Origin of the sequence: Microvirga roseola (genome assembly GCF_020866965.1) — a bacterium.
Classification (GTDB): domain Bacteria; phylum Pseudomonadota; class Alphaproteobacteria; order Rhizobiales; family Beijerinckiaceae; genus Microvirga; species Microvirga roseola.
Genome location: NZ_JAJATX010000067.1, coordinates 1 through 17,774 on the forward strand (window position 1 = coordinate 1; position 17,774 = coordinate 17,774).

General features: G+C 63.6%; 13 protein-coding genes and 1 tRNA gene. 2 read left to right on the forward strand and 12 right to left on the reverse strand.

The genetic code is table 11. The features are described from left to right. Nucleotides 1-87 precede the first annotated feature (87 nt). The 3 genes from fusA to rpsL are packed head-to-tail and all read right to left on the reverse strand — an operon-like array spanning nucleotide 88 to nucleotide 3,058. A complete protein-coding gene (fusA, locus tag LG661_RS21615; RefSeq protein WP_230534083.1) occupies nucleotides 88-2,163 on the reverse strand; it encodes an elongation factor G in 2,076 nt (691 codons plus the stop codon). 19 nt (nucleotides 2,164-2,182) lie between these two features. Further along, nucleotides 2,183-2,653 carry a 30S ribosomal protein S7 gene (gene rpsG, locus LG661_RS21620; RefSeq protein WP_230534084.1) on the reverse strand — a complete coding sequence of 157 codons (471 nt, stop codon included), beginning with the start codon at nucleotides 2,651-2,653 and terminating at the stop codon, nucleotides 2,183-2,185. A gap of 33 nt (nucleotides 2,654-2,686) precedes the next feature. Next, nucleotides 2,687-3,058, reverse strand: coding sequence for a 30S ribosomal protein S12 (gene rpsL, locus LG661_RS21625; protein ID WP_112664709.1), 372 nt, complete (start codon nucleotides 3,056-3,058; stop codon nucleotides 2,687-2,689). A gap of 454 nt (nucleotides 3,059-3,512) precedes the next feature. Between rpsL and LG661_RS21630 the strand changes: the two genes are divergently transcribed. Both LG661_RS21630 and LG661_RS21635 read left to right on the forward strand, forming a co-directional pair. After that, nucleotides 3,513-4,793, forward strand: coding sequence for a glycosyltransferase family 4 protein (locus LG661_RS21630; protein ID WP_230534085.1), 1,281 nt, complete (start codon nucleotides 3,513-3,515; stop codon nucleotides 4,791-4,793). Between the two features lie 120 nt (nucleotides 4,794-4,913). Then, nucleotides 4,914-5,165, forward strand: a complete 252-nt coding sequence (locus tag LG661_RS21635) for a hypothetical protein (protein ID WP_230534086.1) — start codon at nucleotides 4,914-4,916, stop codon at nucleotides 5,163-5,165. A gap of 52 nt (nucleotides 5,166-5,217) precedes the next feature. Here LG661_RS21635 and rpoC read toward each other — a convergent pair whose 3' ends face one another. The 9 genes from rpoC to LG661_RS21680 form a co-directional block, all read right to left on the reverse strand. Next, nucleotides 5,218-9,393 (reverse strand): DNA-directed RNA polymerase subunit beta', encoded by a 4,176-nt coding sequence (gene rpoC / locus LG661_RS21640; RefSeq protein ID WP_230534087.1) that lies wholly within the window; start codon nucleotides 9,391-9,393, stop codon nucleotides 5,218-5,220. Nucleotides 9,394-9,497: 104 nt separating this feature from the next. After that, nucleotides 9,498-13,631, reverse strand: coding sequence for a DNA-directed RNA polymerase subunit beta (gene rpoB / locus LG661_RS21645; protein ID WP_230534088.1), 4,134 nt, complete (start codon nucleotides 13,629-13,631; stop codon nucleotides 9,498-9,500). Nucleotides 13,632-13,881: 250 nt separating this feature from the next. Continuing rightward, entirely contained in the window at nucleotides 13,882-14,259 is a 378-nt protein-coding gene (gene rplL / locus LG661_RS21650) for a 50S ribosomal protein L7/L12 (RefSeq protein WP_091139863.1), read from the reverse strand. A 52-nt stretch (nucleotides 14,260-14,311) separates the two neighbouring features. Beyond that, nucleotides 14,312-14,830: a 50S ribosomal protein L10 gene (rplJ, locus tag LG661_RS21655; protein ID WP_230534089.1), complete on the reverse strand. Its 519-nt coding sequence runs from the start codon at nucleotides 14,828-14,830 to the stop codon at nucleotides 14,312-14,314. A 564-nt stretch (nucleotides 14,831-15,394) separates the two neighbouring features. Next, nucleotides 15,395-16,093, reverse strand: coding sequence for a 50S ribosomal protein L1 (gene rplA, locus LG661_RS21660; protein WP_230534090.1), 699 nt, complete (start codon nucleotides 16,091-16,093; stop codon nucleotides 15,395-15,397). Nucleotides 16,094-16,103: 10 nt separating this feature from the next. Further along, nucleotides 16,104-16,532: a 50S ribosomal protein L11 gene (gene rplK / locus LG661_RS21665; protein WP_230534091.1), complete on the reverse strand. Its 429-nt coding sequence runs from the start codon at nucleotides 16,530-16,532 to the stop codon at nucleotides 16,104-16,106. 169 nt (nucleotides 16,533-16,701) lie between these two features. Next, nucleotides 16,702-17,235 (reverse strand): transcription termination/antitermination protein NusG, encoded by a 534-nt coding sequence (gene nusG / locus LG661_RS21670; RefSeq protein ID WP_230534092.1) that lies wholly within the window; start codon nucleotides 17,233-17,235, stop codon nucleotides 16,702-16,704. Between the two features lie 12 nt (nucleotides 17,236-17,247). Beyond that, the gene (gene secE, locus LG661_RS21675) at nucleotides 17,248-17,448 is read right to left on the reverse strand and encodes a preprotein translocase subunit SecE (protein WP_230534093.1); all 201 of its coding nucleotides are present in this window, start codon (nucleotides 17,446-17,448) and stop codon (nucleotides 17,248-17,250) included. A 163-nt stretch (nucleotides 17,449-17,611) separates the two neighbouring features. Further along, nucleotides 17,612-17,688, reverse strand: a tRNA-Trp gene (locus tag LG661_RS21680). Nucleotides 17,689-17,774: the final 86 nt, after the last annotated feature.

Here is a 17,774-nt window from a genome sequence, read left to right on the forward strand (position 1 = left end):
TGTTGCAGTGCGGCTTCGTGCGCTCAAACTTTTCCTTCGCCATCGTGGCACCCGTTCCTTTGATCGTTCAATATTCGCTTAGTGGGTTCAGGCGTATTTCGCCTGAACCTCGGCAGCCACGTTCGACGGCACCTGCTCGTAGTGGTCGAACTGCATGGTGTAGTTGGCCCGGCCCTGGCTCATGGAGCGCAGGGTATTCACGTAGCCGAACATGTTGGCGAGCGGGACCATCGCATTGATGACCACGGCGTTGCCGCGCATGTCCTGACCCTGGATCTGACCACGTCGGGAGTTCAGGTCACCAATCACGGAACCGGTGTAGTCCTCAGGCGTGACGACCTCGACCTTCATGACAGGCTCGAGCAGAACCGAGGCGCCCTTCTGGAGGGCCTCACGGAGAGCTGCACGGGACGCGATTTCGAAGGCCAGAGCCGACGAGTCGACTTCGTGGAAGGCGCCGTCGATGAGCTCGACCTTGAGGTCGACCACCGGGAAGCCGGCGATCACGCCAGCGCCCACCACCGACTGGAGGCCCTTTTCGACGCCGGGGATGTATTCCTTCGGAACCGAACCACCGATGATCTTCGACTCGAACGAGAAGCCTGCACCCGTGTCGTTCGGCTGTACGACCAGCTTGACGCGGGCGAACTGGCCCGTACCGCCGGTCTGCTTCTTGTGGGTGTAGTCCACCTCGGTCTTCTTCGTGATCGTCTCACGATAGGCAACCTGCGGAGCACCCACATTCGCATCGACCTTGTAGGTACGACGAAGGATGTCGACCTTGATGTCGAGGTGAAGCTCGCCCATGCCCTTCAGGATCGTCTGGCCCGACTCCTGATCGGTCGAGACGCGGAAGGACGGATCTTCGGCCGCGAGCTTCGAGAGGGCCAGACCAAGCTTCTCCTGGTCGGCCTTCGACTTCGGCTCGATGGCGATCTCGATCACCGGCTCCGGGAACTCCATGCGCTCGAGGATCACGGCCTTGTTCGGGTCGCAGAGCGTGTCGCCGGTGCGGACTTCCTTAAGGCCCGCGAGAGCGACGATGTCACCCGCATGAGCTTCCTTGATGTCCTCGCGGTTGTTCGAATGCATGAGGAGCATACGACCAACACGCTCCTTCTTGTCGCGGGTCGAGTTGAGGATCGAGGAACCGGCCTCGACCTTGCCCGAATAGACGCGGCAGAAGGTGATGGTGCCGACGAAGGGGTCGTCCATGATCTTGAAGGCGAGCATGGAGAACGGCTCTTCGTCCGAGGGCCGGCGGACAGTCTCTTCCTCGGTCTTGAAGTCGATGCCCTTGATCTCGCCGCGGTCCACGGGAGACGGCAGGAAGTCGACGACGGCGTCGAGGAGCGGCTGAACGCCCTTGTTCTTGAACGCCGAGCCGCACAGAACCGGATGGAAAGCGCGACGCTGCACGGCCGTACGAACGAGACGGCGCAGGGTCTCCTCGTCCGGCTCCTGGCCGTCGAGGTAGGCCATCATGGCCTCGTCGTCCATCTCGACAGCAGCCTCGACCAGCTTGCCGCGGTATTCCTTGGCCTGATCGAGCAGGTCGGCAGGGATCTCCTGCTCGTTGAAGGCGGCGCCCAGAGCCTCGCCGGACCAGACGATCGCCTTCATCTTGATGAGGTCGATCACGCCCTGGAAGTTGCTCTCGGAGCCGATCGGCAGCTGGAGGCAGACAGGCTTGCCGGCCACGCGGTCGATGATGTCCGCGACGCACTTGAAGAAGTCGGCGCCGGTCTTATCCATCTTGTTGACGAACACGATACGCGGAACGTCGTACTTGTCGGCCTGACGCCACACGGTCTCGGTCTGGGGCTCGACGCCCTGGTTGCCGTCGAGAACGCAGACGGCTCCGTCGAGCACGCGCAGCGAACGCTCGACTTCGATGGTGAAGTCGACGTGGCCGGGGGTGTCGATGATGTTCAGGCGCTTGCCGTTCCAGAAGCAGGTCGTGGCAGCGGACGTGATCGTGATACCACGCTCCTGCTCCTGCTCCATCCAGTCCATCGTCGCAGCGCCATCGTGCACTTCACCGATCTTGTGGGACTTGCCGGTGTAGTAAAGGATGCGCTCGGTCGTCGTGGTCTTGCCGGCATCGATGTGGGCCATGATGCCGAAATTGCGGTAGTCCTCAATCGCGTGCGTGCGGGGCATCGCTCAGCTCCTCAGGCCTTTACCAGCGGTAATGCGAGAACGCACGGTTGGCTTCCGCCATACGGTGGGTGTCTTCGCGCTTTTTCACGGCATTGCCGCGGTTGTTGGAGGCATCGAGCAGCTCGGCGGAGAGACGCTCGACCATGGTCTTGTCGTTGCGGCCGCGGGCAGCCTGGATGATCCAGCGGATCGCGAGGGCCTGACGGCGCTCGGTACGAACCTCGACTGGGACCTGGTAGGTCGCACCGCCGACGCGGCGGGAGCGGACCTCGATCGCCGGAGCGACGTTGTCGAGGGCCTGCTTGAAGACCTCGAGCGGGTTCGACTTGGCGCGACCCTCGATGATGTCGAACGCACCATAGACAATGCGCTCTGCAGCGGACTTCTTGCCGTCGTACATGATGGAATTCATGAACTTCGTGACGACGATATCCCCGAACTTCGGATCCGGGATGATCTCACGCTTTTCGGCGCTGTGACGGCGGGACATGAGCTGACTCCGACCTCAATGACAGTTGGCGGCTTACTTCGGCCGCTTCGCGCCGTACTTCGAACGACGCTGCTTACGATTCTTCACGCCCTGCGTGTCGAGGACACCGCGGAGAACGTGATAGCGAACACCCGGAAGGTCTTTCACGCGGCCGCCGCGGATCATGACCACGGAGTGCTCCTGAAGGTTGTGACCCTCGCCGGGGATGTAACCGATGACTTCGTAGCCATTGGTCAGACGAACCTTGGCGACCTTACGAAGAGCCGAGTTCGGCTTCTTTGGGGTCGTGGTGTAGACGCGCGTGCACACACCCCGCTTCTGGGGGCAGGCCTCAAGCGCGGGAACCTTATTCCGGCTCTTTTGCGCCGTCCGCGGCTTGCGGATCAGCTGACTGATCGTTGGCATCCTGTGCCCTCTTTCACCAGCCACCGATCCGGTGGCATCTGAGTATCTTCAAACGGTTCAAGCCGCACTGCCCGTCATGGCAGCACTTTCGGCTGCACAAAACGAAGCCACGCCATTGGCCCGAAAGAGCCCTTGGCGCGGTGCGATTGCAGAGGACCACGATGTTTTGCACCGCGGTCGTGCCCCAAATCTGACGATGTGTCAGTCAAGGTTGAGTTCGGCAGCGTTTAGGTGGCATCGGTCGAAGCTAAGCGCTTCGACTGGCGAAAACCTACGGCCAGCCGGAAAGTCCGGTTTCTCTATCGCCCGAGTCGGGAAAAGTCAACACTTTTCAACCAAACTCCTTCCGGGCGCCGGGTCTGGGCAGGAACGCCCTCCATTCCGGGCTCCGGGACGGGCTTCCTTCGGCCCTGAGCGGCGATATGGAGTTGCATTCCCCACGGAGAAGGCCGAGTTGAGTGCAGCCATTCACTACGAAACGGACGGATACCATGTGGCCCACGAAAAGCCCATGGGGCGTCACTTCGCAGGTCTTGGCTTTCTTTCGGCGCTGGCCCGGCATGGGAGCGGCGAACGGGCGATGGGATTCGTCAAGAACGCCAGGCTCGGGGAAGAATTCCGTTCTACCATCAATGAGTTGAACCCCGCCCGCACAGCCGGGTATATCCTGCCCGGCAATGTCGCGGCCCTGAAGGCGATCGGTTGCCTCTACACGCCCAGTCCCATCAATGCGCGGCAGACCTGGTTCCGGGAGGTTCAGGGCGCCCGGTCGTGGAGCCTGTGCGGCGTCAATCACACCCTCTCCTCAGCCAGGGCCATGGAGGGGCTGACCGAGCTCCTGACGGCCCCTGTTCATCCATGGGACGCCACTATCTGCACCTCGACGGCGTCGAAGGCCGTGATCAGGAAGCTGTTCGAGCGGCAGGCGGACTATCTGTCGCGGCGACTCGGGGCGAAGCGCTTCGTCATCCCGCAGCTCCCGGTCATCCCCCTCGGGGCCGATTGTGAGGCTCAGGCCGGCCTCGTGGGCCGCCGGGACGAGCCCGGGGCCGCTCTGGGTCTCAAAGAGGGGGATGTGGCCGTGCTCTTCCTGGGCCGCCTCTCCTTCCATGCGAAGGCCAATCCGGCTCCCATGTATCTGGCCCTGGAGCGCTTGGCCGCGCGGCATTCCCTAGTGCTGATCGAATGTGGCTGGACGGCAAACGACCAGATCGCCCAGGCTTTCGCAGAGGCCCGGGCGACGCTCTGCCCTTCCGTCCGCGCCATCACCCTCGACGGCAGGCTGCCTGAGGCCAGGGCCAAGGCCTGGGGCGCGGCCGACATCTTCTGCTCCCTGTCCGACAACATCCAGGAGACCTTCGGCCTCACTCCCATCGAGGCCATGGCGTCCGGCCTTCCGGTCGTGGTCTCCGACTGGGACGGCTACAGGGACACGGTGCGCGACGGCGTCGACGGCTTCAGTATCCCTACGCTCTCCGCCCGCCTGGAAGCGGACGCGGCCTGGCTCTCCGCCACGCCCTCGAGATCAATTCCTACGATTCCTATATCGGCCAGGCCTCGACGGCCATCATGGTCGACGTGGACGCCACGGCGACGGCCCTCGACCGCCTCGCCTCCGATCCGGACCTCCGCCGCCGCATGGGTGGAAGCGGCGCTGCCCCGGCTCGCGAGATCTTCGGCTGGAAGGTGGTCATCAGGGCCTATGAGCGCCTGTGGCTCGAACTCGGCGAGCTGAGGGCGAAGGAGACCACGCCCCCCCTCTCCTCTCCCACCCGGTTTCTGGCCCGCCCATCCGGATCCCTTCGAACTCTTTGAAAGCTTTCCATCGGCCACCCTGTCGCGCCGGCACAAGATCGTGCAGAGGACAGGTCTGGACGAGAGCGCTGTCGCTGCGCGCCTGGGCCTGAAGATGGCGATGGCGAATGCGTCGCCCGAGATCTCCGCGGGCTTTCTGGTGGATCTCTGGAAGGCGGTCGGAGCGCAGGAACAAACCGTCGAGGAGTTCCTTGCGACTGGGCCGCAGGTTTCGGTCCCGCTGTTGGTGCGCGGACTGCTCTGGCTCGCCAAGTTCGACCTCATCCGCATCACGGAAGCGGACCGGGCATAAAGAAAAGGCCGCCCGGAGGCGGCCTTTCCGTTTGTCATGATTGTCGTGCGGCTTATTCGGCCGCCGGAGGCAGTTCGTTGACCTGGGCGGCGGACTCGGCGCGCTTCTGCTGCAGGATCAGGTCGTCGCGGTGCTGCGCCACGGCCTTGATCTGAGCGTTCACAGCGCCCGTGCCGGCCGGGATCAGGCTGCCGACGATGACGTTCTCCTTGAGGCCCTCGAGGGTGTCGACCTTGCCGTTGACCGCCGCCTCGGTGAGGACGCGGGTGGTCTCCTGGAAGGACGCCGCCGAGATGAAGGAGCGGGTCTGGAGCGAGGCCTTCGTGATGCCGAGCAGAACAGGCACGCCCACGGCGGGCTTCTTGTTCTGAGCGATCAGCTGCTCGTTGATCTCCTCCATCTCCAGGCGGTCCATCTGCTCACCGGTGAGCAGCTCGGAGTCGCCGCTTTCGGTGATCTCGACCTTCTGCAGCATCTGGCGAACGATCACCTCGATGTGCTTGTCGTTGATGAGCACGCCCTGGAGACGATAGACCTCCTGGATCTCGTTCACGAGGTAGGCTGCCAGCTCCTCGACGCCCTTGATCGCAAGGATGTCATGCGGGGCCGGGTTGCCGTCGACGATGAAGTCGCCGATCTCGACCACGTCGCCGTCCTGCAGGTGGATGTGCTTGCCCTTCGGGATCAGGTACTCCACCGGCTCCGAACCATCGTGCGGGTTCAGCGTCAGGCGACGCTTGCTCTTGTAGTCGCGGCCGAACTGGATCGTACCGGACTTCTCCGCAATGATGGCCGCATCCTTCGGACGACGCGCCTCGAACAGCTCCGCCACGCGCGGCAGACCGCCCGTGATGTCGCGGGTCTTGGCGCTCTCGGTCGAAACGCGGGCCAGGACGTCGCCGGCCTTCACCTTCGCACCGGGATCGGCCGCGAGGATCGCGTCCACGGGCAGGAGGTAGCGCGCGTCGCCGCCGCGGGCGACCTTGGCAACCTTGCCGCCCTTGCCCTCGATGATGACCGCCGGACGCAGGTCCGCCGTACGGGGCGAGCCGCGCCAGTCGATGACCACGCGCTTGGCGATGCCGGTCGACTCGTCCATCGTCTCGATCATCGAGCCGCCGTCCACGAGGTCTTCGTAGCCCACGACGCCGTCGATCTCGGTGAGAATCGGGCGGGAATAGGGATCCCACTCGGCGATGCGCTGGCCGCGCTTGATCGTGTCGCCCTCGTCCACCTTGAGGCGGGAGCCGTATTGCAGGCGGTGAACCGCCCGCTCGGTTCCGTCCGGACCAGTGATGACCACAGCCACGTTGCGGCCCATGACCACGAGATCGCCGTCGGAGTTCCGCGCAATGTTCTTGTTGCGGAAGCCGATGGTGCCCTCGAAGCTCGACTCGATGAAGGACGAATCCGCAATCTGAGCCGCGCCGCCGATGTGGAAGGTACGCATGGTGAGCTGGGTGCCCGGCTCGCCGATGGACTGGGCCGCGATGACGCCCACGGCCTCGCCGTGGTTGACCGGGGTACCCCGAGCCAGGTCGCGACCGTAGCAGGTGGCGCAGACGCCGTTTTTGGACTCGCAGACGAGCACGGAACGGATCTTCACCTCCTGGATGCCGGCAGCGCCGATGGCCTCGAGGTGCTGCTCCTCGATCATCGTGCCCGCCGGCACGATCACGGTGCCGTCCTGAGCGACCAGATCCTCGGCCGTCGAGCGGCCCAGGATGCGGGACGCCAGCGATGCGACCACCTGGCCGGCATCGATGATGGCGCGCATCTTGATGCCCTTCTCGGTGCCGCAATCCGTCTCACGGATGACCGCATCCTGCGCCACGTCCACGAGACGGCGGGTCAGGTAACCCGAGTTCGCGGTCTTGAGCGCGGTATCGGCCAGGCCCTTACGGGCGCCGTGGGTCGAGTTGAAATACTCGAGAACGTCCAGGCCTTCCTTGAAGTTCGAGATGATCGGCGTCTCGATGATCTCGCCCGACGGCTTGGCCATGAGGCCGCGCATGGCCGCGAGCTGCTTCATCTGGGCCGGCGAACCGCGGGCGCCCGAGTGAGACATCATGTAGATCGAGTTGACCGGCTTGTCGCGGCCCTCCTCGTCCTTCTGGACCGCGGAGATGCGGTTCATCATCTCGGCCGCGAGACGGTCCGAGCACTTCGCCCAGGCGTCGACGACCTTGTTGTACTTCTCACCCTGGGTGATGAGGCCGTCCTGGTACTGCTGCTCGTAGTCCTTGGCGAGCGCGCGGGTCTCCTCGACGATCTGCCACTTGTTCTCGGGGATGACCATGTCGTCCTTGCCGAACGAGATGCCGGCCTTGAACGCATTGTAGAACCCGAGCGCCATGATGCGATCGCAGAAGATGACCGATTCCTTCTGACCGCAATGCCGGTAGACGGCATCGATCATGCCCGAGATCTCCTTCTTCGTCATGAGCTTGTTGACGACGTCGTAGGAGAGCGCGGGATGCTTCGGCAGAAGGCGCGAGAGCATGACGCGGCCGGGCGTGGTCTCGACAATCTGCGAGACCGGCTGACCGTCCTCGCCGATGCCTTCCCAGCGGTAGCGGATCTTCGAGTGAAGCGTGATGACCTTCTCGTTCAGCGCATGCTCGATCTCGCCCATGTCGGCGAAGGCCTTGCCCTGGCCGGGCTGCCCCTCGGAGACGATGGAGAGATAGTAGAGGCCGAGAACGATGTCCTGCGACGGCACGATGATCGGCTGACCATTGGCCGGGTGCAGGATGTTGTTCGTCGACATCATCAGCACGCGGGCCTCGAGCTGGGCCTCGAGCGAGAGCGGCACGTGGACGGCCATCTGGTCGCCGTCGAAGTCCGCGTTGAACGCGGCGCAGACGAGCGGGTGCAGCTGGATCGCCTTGCCCTCGATGAGCGTGGGCTCGAAGGCCTGAATGCCGAGACGGTGCAGGGTCGGAGCGCGGTTCAGCAGAACCGGATGCTCGCGGATGACCTCGTCCAGGATATCCCAGACCTCGGGCTTCTCCTTCTCGACGAGCTTCTTCGCCTGCTTGACGGTGGCGGACAGACCGCGCGCGTCGAGCTTGGCGTAGATGAACGGCTTGAAGAGCTCGAGAGCCATCTTCTTCGGCAGGCCGCACTGGTGCAGCTTGAGCTCGGGGCCCACCACGATGACCGAACGGCCCGAGTAGTCGACGCGCTTGCCGAGCAGGTTCTGACGGAAGCGGCCCTGCTTGCCCTTCAGCATGTCGGCGAGCGACTTCAGCGGGCGCTTGTTGGCGCCGGTGATGACGCGGCCGCGGCGGCCGTTGTCGAACAGAGCGTCGACGGCCTCCTGAAGCATGCGCTTCTCGTTGCGGACGATGATGTCCGGCGCGCGCAGCTCCATCAGCCGCTTCAGGCGGTTGTTGCGGTTGATGACGCGGCGGTACAGATCGTTCAGATCCGAGGTCGCGAAGCGGCCGCCGTCGAGCGGCACGAGCGGACGCAGATCCGGCGGGATCACCGGGACGACGGTCAGAATCATCCATTCCGGCTTGTTGCCGGATTGGAGGAAAGCCTCGATGATCTTGAGGCGCTTCATCAGCTTCTTCGGCTTCAGCTCCGACGTCGTGACCGCGATCTCCTCGCGGATGTCGATTGCGATCTTCTCCAGGTCGAGTTCCTGAAGGATGCGGCGGATCGCTTCAGCGCCGATCATGGCCGTGAAGGAATCCTCACCGTACTCGTCCTGAGCCCGGATATATTCCTCTTCCGTCAGGAGCTGGCGGTCCTTGAGAGGCGTCAGGCCGGCATCGACGACGATGTAGGATTCGAAATAGAGGATGCGCTCCAGATCCTTCAGGGTCATGTCGAGCAGCAGACCGATGCGGCTCGGCAGGGACTTGAGGAACCAGATGTGGGCAACGGGCGCGGCCAGCTCGATATGGCCCATGCGGTCGCGACGGACGCGCGCGAGCGTCACCTCGACGCCGCACTTCTCGCAGATCACGCCCTTGTACTTCATGCGCTTGTACTTGCCGCACAAGCACTCGTAATCCTTGATCGGGCCAAAGATTCGCGCACAGAACAGGCCATCGCGCTCGGGCTTGAACGTACGATAGTTGATGGTCTCAGGCTTCTTGATCTCGCCATAAGACCAGGACAGAATCTTCTCAGGGCTCGCGATCGAGATCTTAATCTGATCGAAGCTCTGCGGCTGCGCCGTTTGATTGAAAAGATTCATGACCTCTTGATTCATCGCCGTCTCCTGGGCTGGAAGGCGCTAGATAAGCACCCTCACCGGCAATTGCATGGGGCCGCGGCATCATCGCCGCGGCCAAACTTAAACCTTAAGCGGTCGTCTTACTCCGCAGCCTCCGACGGAGGCAGTTGCTCCGACTCGTTGGCGGCGCGCTTGGAGCTGGTCAGCTCCACGTTCAGGCCGAGCGAACGCATTTCCTTCACGAGAACGTTGAAGCTCTCCGGAATGCCCGACTCGAAGGTGTCGTCGCCACGAACAATGGCCTCGTAGACCTTCGTACGGCCAGCCACGTCGTCCGACTTGACCGTGAGCATTTCCTGAAGGGTGTAGGCTGCGCCGTAGGCCTCGAGCGCCCAGACCTCCATTTCGCCGAAGCGCTGGCCGCCGAACTGGGCCTTGCCGCCCAGCGGCTGCTGGGTGACGAGGCTGTAGGGGCCGATGGAGCGGGCGTGGATCTTGTCGTCCACGAGGTGGTGTAGCTTCAGCATATAGATGTAGCCCACCGTAACCTTACGGTCGAACGGCTCGCCGGTGCGCCCGTCATAGAGCGTCACCTGACCCGACGGATCGAGGCCCGCCTTGGCCAGCATCGCCTCGATGTCCGCTTCCTTCGCACCGTCGAAGACGGGGGTGGCGAACGGAACGCCGCGGCGCAGCTTGTTGCCGAGTTCGGCGAGCTCGTCATCGGAAGCCTGCTCGATCTCCGGCAGATTGCCGTAGATCGACACGAGCTGCTCGCGCAGACCCTGCGACTTGCCGGATCTCATGTAGGCGTCGACCGCCTGGGCCACCTGCTTGCCGAGACCGGCAGCAGCCCAGCCAAGGTGCGTCTCAAGGATCTGGCCCACATTCATGCGGCTCGGCACGCCGAGCGGGTTGAGCACGATATCCGCGTGGGTGCCGTCCTCTAGGAACGGCATGTCCTCGATCGGCACGATGCGCGACACGACACCCTTGTTGCCGTGACGGCCGGCCATCTTGTCGCCAGGCTGGATCTTGCGCTTCACGGCCACGAAGACCTTGACCATCTTCATGACGCCGGGCGGAAGCTCGTCACCACGCTGCAGCTTCTCGACCTTGTCGAGGAAGCGCTGCTCGAGACGCTTCTTCGACTCGTCGTACTGCTTCTGCATGGCCTCGATCTCGGCCATGCGGGCGTCGTTGTCGACAGCGAACTGCCACCACTGCGACCGCGGATACTCGTTGAGGAGCTCGCGGGTGATCGTGGCATCCTTCTTGAAGCCCTTCGGCCCTGCGACGCCGCTCTGCCCGATCAGGATCTCGGCCAGACGCGCATAGGTGTTGCGGTCCAGGATCGCCTGCTCGTCGTCGCGGTCCTTGGCGAGACGCTCGATTTCCTCGCGCTCGATCGCCTGGGCGCGCTCGTCCTTGTCGACGCCGTGACGGTTGAAGACGCGGACTTCCACGATGGTGCCCGTGACGCCCGGAGGCACACGAAGCGAGGTATCGCGGACGTCGGAAGCCTTCTCGCCGAAGATGGCGCGCAGAAGCTTCTCTTCCGGCGTCATCGGGCTTTCGCCCTTCGGCGTGATCTTGCCGACGAGGATGTCGCCTGCATGGACCTCGGCGCCGATATAGACGATGCCGGCTTCGTCCAGGTTCTTCAGCGCCTCTTCCGAAACGTTCGGAATGTCGCGCGTGATTTCCTCCGGACCCAGCTTCGTATCGCGGGCCATGACCTCGAACTCCTCGATGTGGATCGAGGTGAAGACGTCTTCCTTCACGATCCGCTCGGAGAGCAGGATCGAGTCTTCGAAGTTGTAGCCGTTCCAGGGCATGAACGCGACGAGCACGTTCCGGCCGAGGGCCAGCTCGCCGTACTCAGTCGACGGACCGTCGGCGATGATGTCGCCCTTGCGGACCAGATCGCCGGCGCGCACCAGCGGCTTCTGCGTGATGCAGGTCGACTGGTTTGAGCGCTGGAACTTCTGGAGGCGGTAGATATCGACGCCGGGACGGGTCGGATCCGTGTTCTCCGTGGCGCGGACGACGATACGGGTTGCGTCCACCTGGTCGACCACGCCGGTCCGGCGGGCCGCGATGGCGGCGCCGGAGTCACGGGCCACGACCGCTTCCATGCCGGTGCCGACGAACGGGGCGTCCGCTTGCACCAGAGGCACGGCCTGGCGCTGCATGTTCGAGCCCATGAGAGCGCGGTTCGCGTCGTCGTTCTCGAGGAACGGGATGAGCGCGGCGGCGACCGAAACGAGCTGCTTCGGCGACACTTCCATGAGATCGACGCGATCGGGCGCGGCGACGATGTTGTCGCCGGCGCGACGGCAGATCACCAGTTCCTCGGTGAGGTTGCCGGCGTCGTCGAGCGTGGAGTTCGCCTGAGCAACGTTGTACTTCGCCTCCTCCATGGCGGAGAGGTACACGACCTCGTCCGTCACCTTTCCGTCGCGGACGCGGCGGAACGGGGTCTCGATGAAGCCGTACTTGTTCACGCGGGCGAAGGTCGCCAGCGAGTTGATGAGGCCGATATTCGGGCCTTCCGGCGTCTCAATGGGGCAGATGCGGCCATAGTGCGTCGGGTGCACGTCGCGCACCTCGAAGCCGGCGCGCTCGCGGGTCAGACCACCCGGGCCAAGCGCCGAGAGGCGGCGCTTGTGCGTGACCTCGGAGAGCGGGTTCGTCTGGTCCATGAACTGCGAGAGCTGGGACGAGCCGAAGAACTCGCGCACGGCGGCGGCGGCAGGCTTCGCGTTGATCAGGTCCTGCGGCATGACCGTGTCGATATCGACGGAGGACATGCGCTCCTTGATCGCGCGCTCCATGCGCAGGAGGCCGAGGCGATACTGGTTCTCCATGAGCTCGCCGACCGACCGGACGCGGCGGTTGCCGAGGTGGTCGATGTCGTCGATCTCGCCCTTGCCGTCACGCAGGTCGACGAGCGCCCGCGCCACCGCGATGATGTCCTCGCGGCGCAGCGTGCGCACGGTGTCCTCGGCGTCGAGGTCGAGGCGCATGTTCATCTTAACGCGGCCGACCGCCGAGAGGTCGTAGCGCTCGGCGTCGAAGAACAGCGAGTTGAACATGGCTTCCGCCGTCTCGAGGATCGGCGGCTCGCCCGGACGCATGACGCGGTAGATGTCGAACAGGGCGTCCTCGCGGGAGGAGGCCTTGTCGATGGCGAGGGTGTTGCGGATGTAGGGACCGACCGTGATGTGATCGATGTCGAGAACCGGGATCTCCGTGAAGCCGGCGTCGTCCAGGCCCTTCAGCAGCTTTTCGGTGATCTCGTCGCCCGCCTCGGCGTAGATCTCGCCGGTCGAGGGGTTCACGAGGTCTTCCGCGATGTACTGGCCGTAGAGATCCTCGTCCGTCGCACGCAGGTTCGCGAGGCCCTTCTCCGCCAGCTGGCGGGCGGCGCGGGCGGTCAGCTTCTTGCCGGCCTCGAGCACGACCTCGCCGGTCTTGGCGTCGATCAGGTCCACGGAGGCCTTGAAGCCCTTCATGCGCTCCGCATCGAAGGGAACGGTCCAGCCGCCCTTCTTGTCCTTCGTGTAGATGACGCGGTTGTAGAAGGTGTTGAGGATTTCCTCGCCGTCAAGGCCCAGGGCGTAGAGCAGCGACGTGACCGGGATCTTACGCTTGCGGTCGATACGCGCGTAGACGATGTCCTTGGCGTCGAACTCGATATCGAGCCAGGAGCCGCGATAGGGGATGATGCGGGCGGCGAACAGCAGCTTGCCGGAGGAGTGCGTCTTGCCCTTGTCGTGGTCGAAGAACACGCCCGGCGAACGGTGCATCTGCGAGACGATGACGCGCTCGGTGCCGTTGACGATGAAGGTGCCGTTGTCCGTCATGAGCGGCATGTCACCCATGTAGACGTCCTGCTCCTTGATGTCTTTCACGGAGCGGGCGCCGGTATCCGGGTCCACATCGAACACGATGAGGCGCAGCGTCACCTTGAGGGGCGCAGCGAAGGTCATGCCGCGCTGGCGGCACTCGTCCACGTCATATTTCGGCAGCTCGAAGGTGTACTTCACGAACTCGAGCAGAGCGGTATTCGAAAAGTCCGAAATCGGAAAAACCGACTTGAAGACGGCTTGCAAGCCTTCTTCCGGCCGGCCGCCCTTTGGCTCTTCGACCATCAGGAACTGGTCGTAGGACGCCTTCTGAACCTCGATGAGGTTCGGCATCTCCGCCACTTCCTTGATTTTCCCGAAGAACTTGCGAATGCGCTTCCGGCCGATCAGTGTATTGGCCATCTGGACCTCGTTCCTCTATGCGGCTGATCGAGGATCCCTGCCCTTCCAGGAACCTCGATCAGCCGCCCGACGGCTCTACAAGACCGCCAGCTAACCGCACAAATCCGGGCTCCCGAGAGCCCTTCCGCGTGACGCCAAAGAAGCGCGGCCTCTTTGACGACACAACGGCCCCAGGCAAAAACGCCTGGGACCGTGTGTTCTTGAACCCCGATTTCTCGGGGGTAACCCTGCGGCCCGATGGGCCGCAAAATTACTTGAGTTCGACCTTGGCGCCGACCTTCTCGAGGGTCGCCTTGATCTTCTCGGCTTCGTCCTTGGCAACGCCTTCCTTGACAGGCTTCGGCGCACCTTCGACGAGGTCCTTAGCTTCCTTGAGGCCGAGGCCCGTGATGCCACGGACTTCCTTGATGACCTCGATCTTCTTGTCGCCGGCCGACGCGAGAACGACCGTGAACTCGGTCTGCTCTTCAGCAGCCGGAGCACCGGCGCCAGCGCCAGGAGCAGCAGCGACGGCAACAGCCGCAGCGGCGGAAACGCCCCACTTCTCTTCGAGCATCTTCGAGAGCTCGGCGGCCTCGAGAACGGTCAGCGACGACAGATCGTCAACGAGCTTGGCAAGATCAGCCATTTTTTAGATCCTTAAGTTCGGTTCGAACGGTTTGATGGTTGAGGTTACGGCCTCACGCCGCTTCGCCTGTCTTGGCATAGGCCCCGAACACGCGGGCGAGCTTTGCCGCCGGCGCAGTGCTGAGCTGAGCGATCTTCGTAGCCGGAGCCTGGATAAGGCCGACCAGCTTGCCGCGCAGTTCATCAAGGGACGGCAAGGTCGCAAGCGCCTTCACTCCGTCCACGTTCAGGGTGGTCGCGCCCATTGCGCCGCCAAGGATCACGAGCTTGTCGTTGGCCTTGGCGAAATCGACTGCGACCTTGGGCGCCGCGACCGGATCGCTCGAATAAGCGATCAGGGTCGGACCTTTCATAAGGCCCGAAATGGACGCGACGTCCGTGCCTTCGAGAGCGATCTTGGCGAGGCGGTTCTTCGCGACCTTCACGGTGGCGCCGGCCTGCTTCATCTGCGCGCGCAGCTTCTGCATGTCGGCGACCGTAAGGCCAGCATAGTGGGCCACGACGACCACGCTCGTGTTGGAGAACACGTCGTTGAGCGTCGAGACGAGCTCGCGTTTTGCTGCTCTATCCACTGGGCTCTCTCCGGTTGGCGGAAAACTTCCGCCGGTTGCACCTGCCGTTCAGGCCCGAGGCTTGCGCCCGAGGCAGCCGAACGGCGCTCTCGCAAGCCCTGTCCCCCAAATTGCGCCTTTTGCGGCACACCGGGTGAGATGGTTCGAACCGATACCCTCTGCCTGCGTTGAACAGGCATGAATTTCGGCTTCCCCGTCTATGCAGGCCCCTTCGAATTAAACCGGCTGACCGGCACCTGCAGTCTCGGACAGGACATAGCCGGAACGCGCCAAAAGTTGTCTTTTGGCTCGCCGGCTTGTCACCGCCCCGTCTCCGGAGCGGATTCTGGGCCAAGGCACGCGCAAAAGCGGAGCCTCGGCTTATGTTGGAAACTCAAAGGGTTCTATTAATCCCTTTTGGAGCAAATGCCAAGAGGATTTTGCGGTACTTCGTCAGCAAAGTGACGCAGCGGAGTTGCGGCCCTCGCTGGCTTCCCTGCCTTCCTCAGCGGCCTCTCACCGGACCTGCCCTCAAACGAAAAGCCCGGCGACGGGCGCCGGGCTTCCTTGAGGTGCTGTGATCGCTCAGCCGTTGAGAACCGACGAGGGATCGACCTTTACGCCCGGGCCCATCGTCGAGGAAACGGCGATGCGCTGGATGTAGGTGCCCTTGGCGCCCGACGGCTTGGCCTTGGAGACGGCATCGGCGAAAGCCTTGATGTTCTCGACGAGCTTGCCCTCGTCGAAGGAGGCCTTGCCGATACCGGCGTGGACGATGCCGGCCTTCTCGACGCGGAACTCGACCGCGCCGCCCTTGGCGGCCTCGACAGCGCCCTTCACGTCCATGGTGACCGTTCCGACCTTCGGGTTCGGCATCAGGCCTCGCGGGCCCAGCACCTTACCGAGGCGGCCGACGAGCGGCATCAGGTCCGGGGTGGCGATGCAGCGGTCGAAATCGATCGTGCCGCCGTTGACGGTCTCGAAGAGATCCTCGGCGCCCACGATATCCGCACCGGCCGCCTTGGCCTCGTCGGCCTTGGCGCCACGGGCGAACACCGCCACGCGGACCGTACGGCCGGAGCCGTTCGGCAGGTTACAGACGCCGCGGACCATCTGGTCTGCGTGGCGCGGATCGACGCCGAGATTCATGGATATCTCCACGGTCTCGTCGAATTTCGCCTTGGCGCGATCCTTGATCAGCTTCACCGCGTCCTGGATCGGGTAGAGCTTGGCGGCGTCGATGCCCTCGCGGGCTGCGCGGATGCGCTTACCTTCGTTAGCCATCATACCCTCCTTACGCCACTTCCATGCCCATCGAGCGCGCGGAGCCCTCGATCATGGCCATGGCGGAATCAACGGTGTCGCAGTTGAGATCGACCATCTTCTTCTCGGCGATCTCGCGGATCTGGTCGCGGGTGACGCGGCCGACATTGCTGCCCTTGCCGGGGGTCTGCGAACCCTTGTCGATCTTCGCGGCCTTCTTGAGGAAGTACGAGACCGGGGGCTGCTTCATCTCGAAGGTGAAGGAACGGTCCTGATACGCGGTGATGATCACCGGGATCGGGGTGCCCTTCTCCATCTGCGCAGTCTTCGCGTTGAAGGCCTTGCAGAATTCCATGATGTTCAGGCCGCGCTGACCCAGCGCCGGACCGATGGGAGGCGACGGATTGGCCGCGCCGGCGGGCACTTGAAGCTTAACGTAGCCCGCGATTTTCTTTGCCATAGGACTGCTCTCCAATGGACCACCCGCTCGGAGCCAACCGAACGGAATGGTGGTTGCAGGTCGCGGTGCAGCCTGTCACCCCCGGAATGGCAACCGGGCAGACCTCCCGCGGATGAAGCCCCCTGTCAGGGGCCAGAGAGGAGCATTCGGAAACGCCCCTCCCGAACGGTCAGACCTTCTCGACCTGACCGTATTCGAGCTCGACCGGGGTTGCGCGGCCGAAAATGGACACGGCCACCTTGAGCCGCGCCCGGGTGTCGTCGACTTCCTCGACGACGCCGTTGAAAGAGGCGAAGGGACCGTCGGACACGCGGACCTGCTCGCCGATCTCGAAGCTCACGGACGGCTTGGGGTGGTCGACACCCTCGGCCACCTGGCCCTTGATGCGCTCGGCCTCTCGGTCCGGGATCGGAACCGGCTTCGACTTGTCGGCGCCCAGGAAGCCGGTCACCTTCGGGGTGTTCTTGATGAGGTGGTAAACCTCGTCGGTCAGGTCGCACTTCACCAGGACATAGCCGGGGAAGAACTTGCGCTCGGTATCGACCTTGCGGCCGCGGCGCACCTCGACGACCTTCTCGGTCGGCACCATGACCTCGTCGAACTTATCCTCCAGGCCGCGCTGCGCCGCCTGGTCCTTGATCGACTGGGCCACCTTGTTCTCAAAGTTGGAATAGGCGTGAACGATGTACCAACGCTTCGTCATCGTGTTCCCCTCTTAGCCGCCGAGACCGAGGATCACGGAGCGGACGCCCCAGCCGATCACCTGATCCACCACCAAGAAGAAGATGCTGGCAAGCACAACCATCACGAACACCATAGCGGTCGTGATCATGGTCTCCTTGCGCGTCGGCCAGGTCACCTTCGCGGCTTCCGAGCGGACCTGCTGCAGGAATTCAAACGGGTTCGTCTTCGCCATTTCCTTGCGTCCCCAATGCCCCAAAAGCGGCTGCGGACGTCCTCTAAGGGCACGCTAGAGCCCAAATTGAAGGGGCGCGAGGCTGCTTTCCAAGCCTCGCGCCACCTGTTTATACCTTATTGGGGCGCTTCTCTAACGCAAAACGCCCGCCTTGTCGATCCGCTGGCAGGAGTGGAGGGACTCGAACCCCCAACCCCCGGTTTTGGAGACCGGTGCTCTAGCCGATTGAGCTACACTCCTCCGGCGGTCGACAGGTGGCGGAAACCCGCCACCTGGATCTCATTAATCCATCACGGCGGCGACGACGCCGGCGCCGACGGTGCGGC

Coding starts and splice junctions, on each gene's coding strand:
- fusA (WP_230534083.1), bottom strand. CDS start 2,163: ATGCCCCGCACGCACGCGATTGAGGACTACCGCAATTTCGGCATCATG.
- rpsG (WP_230534084.1), bottom strand. CDS start 2,653: ATGTCCCGCCGTCACAGCGCCGAAAAGCGTGAGATCATCCCGGATCCG.
- rpsL (WP_112664709.1), bottom strand. CDS start 3,058: ATGCCAACGATCAGTCAGCTGATCCGCAAGCCGCGGACGGCGCAAAAG.
- rpoC (WP_230534087.1), bottom strand. CDS start 9,393: ATGAATCAAGAGGTCATGAATCTTTTCAATCAAACGGCGCAGCCGCAG.
- rpoB (WP_230534088.1), bottom strand. CDS start 13,631: ATGGCCAATACACTGATCGGCCGGAAGCGCATTCGCAAGTTCTTCGGG.
- rplL (WP_091139863.1), bottom strand. CDS start 14,259: ATGGCTGATCTTGCCAAGCTCGTTGACGATCTGTCGTCGCTGACCGTT.
- rplA (WP_230534090.1), bottom strand. CDS start 16,093: ATGGCTAACGAAGGTAAGCGCATCCGCGCAGCCCGCGAGGGCATCGAC.
- rplK (WP_230534091.1), bottom strand. CDS start 16,532: ATGGCAAAGAAAATCGCGGGCTACGTTAAGCTTCAAGTGCCCGCCGGC.
- nusG (WP_230534092.1), bottom strand. CDS start 17,235: ATGACGAAGCGTTGGTACATCGTTCACGCCTATTCCAACTTTGAGAAC.
- secE (WP_230534093.1), bottom strand. CDS start 17,448: ATGGCGAAGACGAACCCGTTTGAATTCCTGCAGCAGGTCCGCTCGGAA.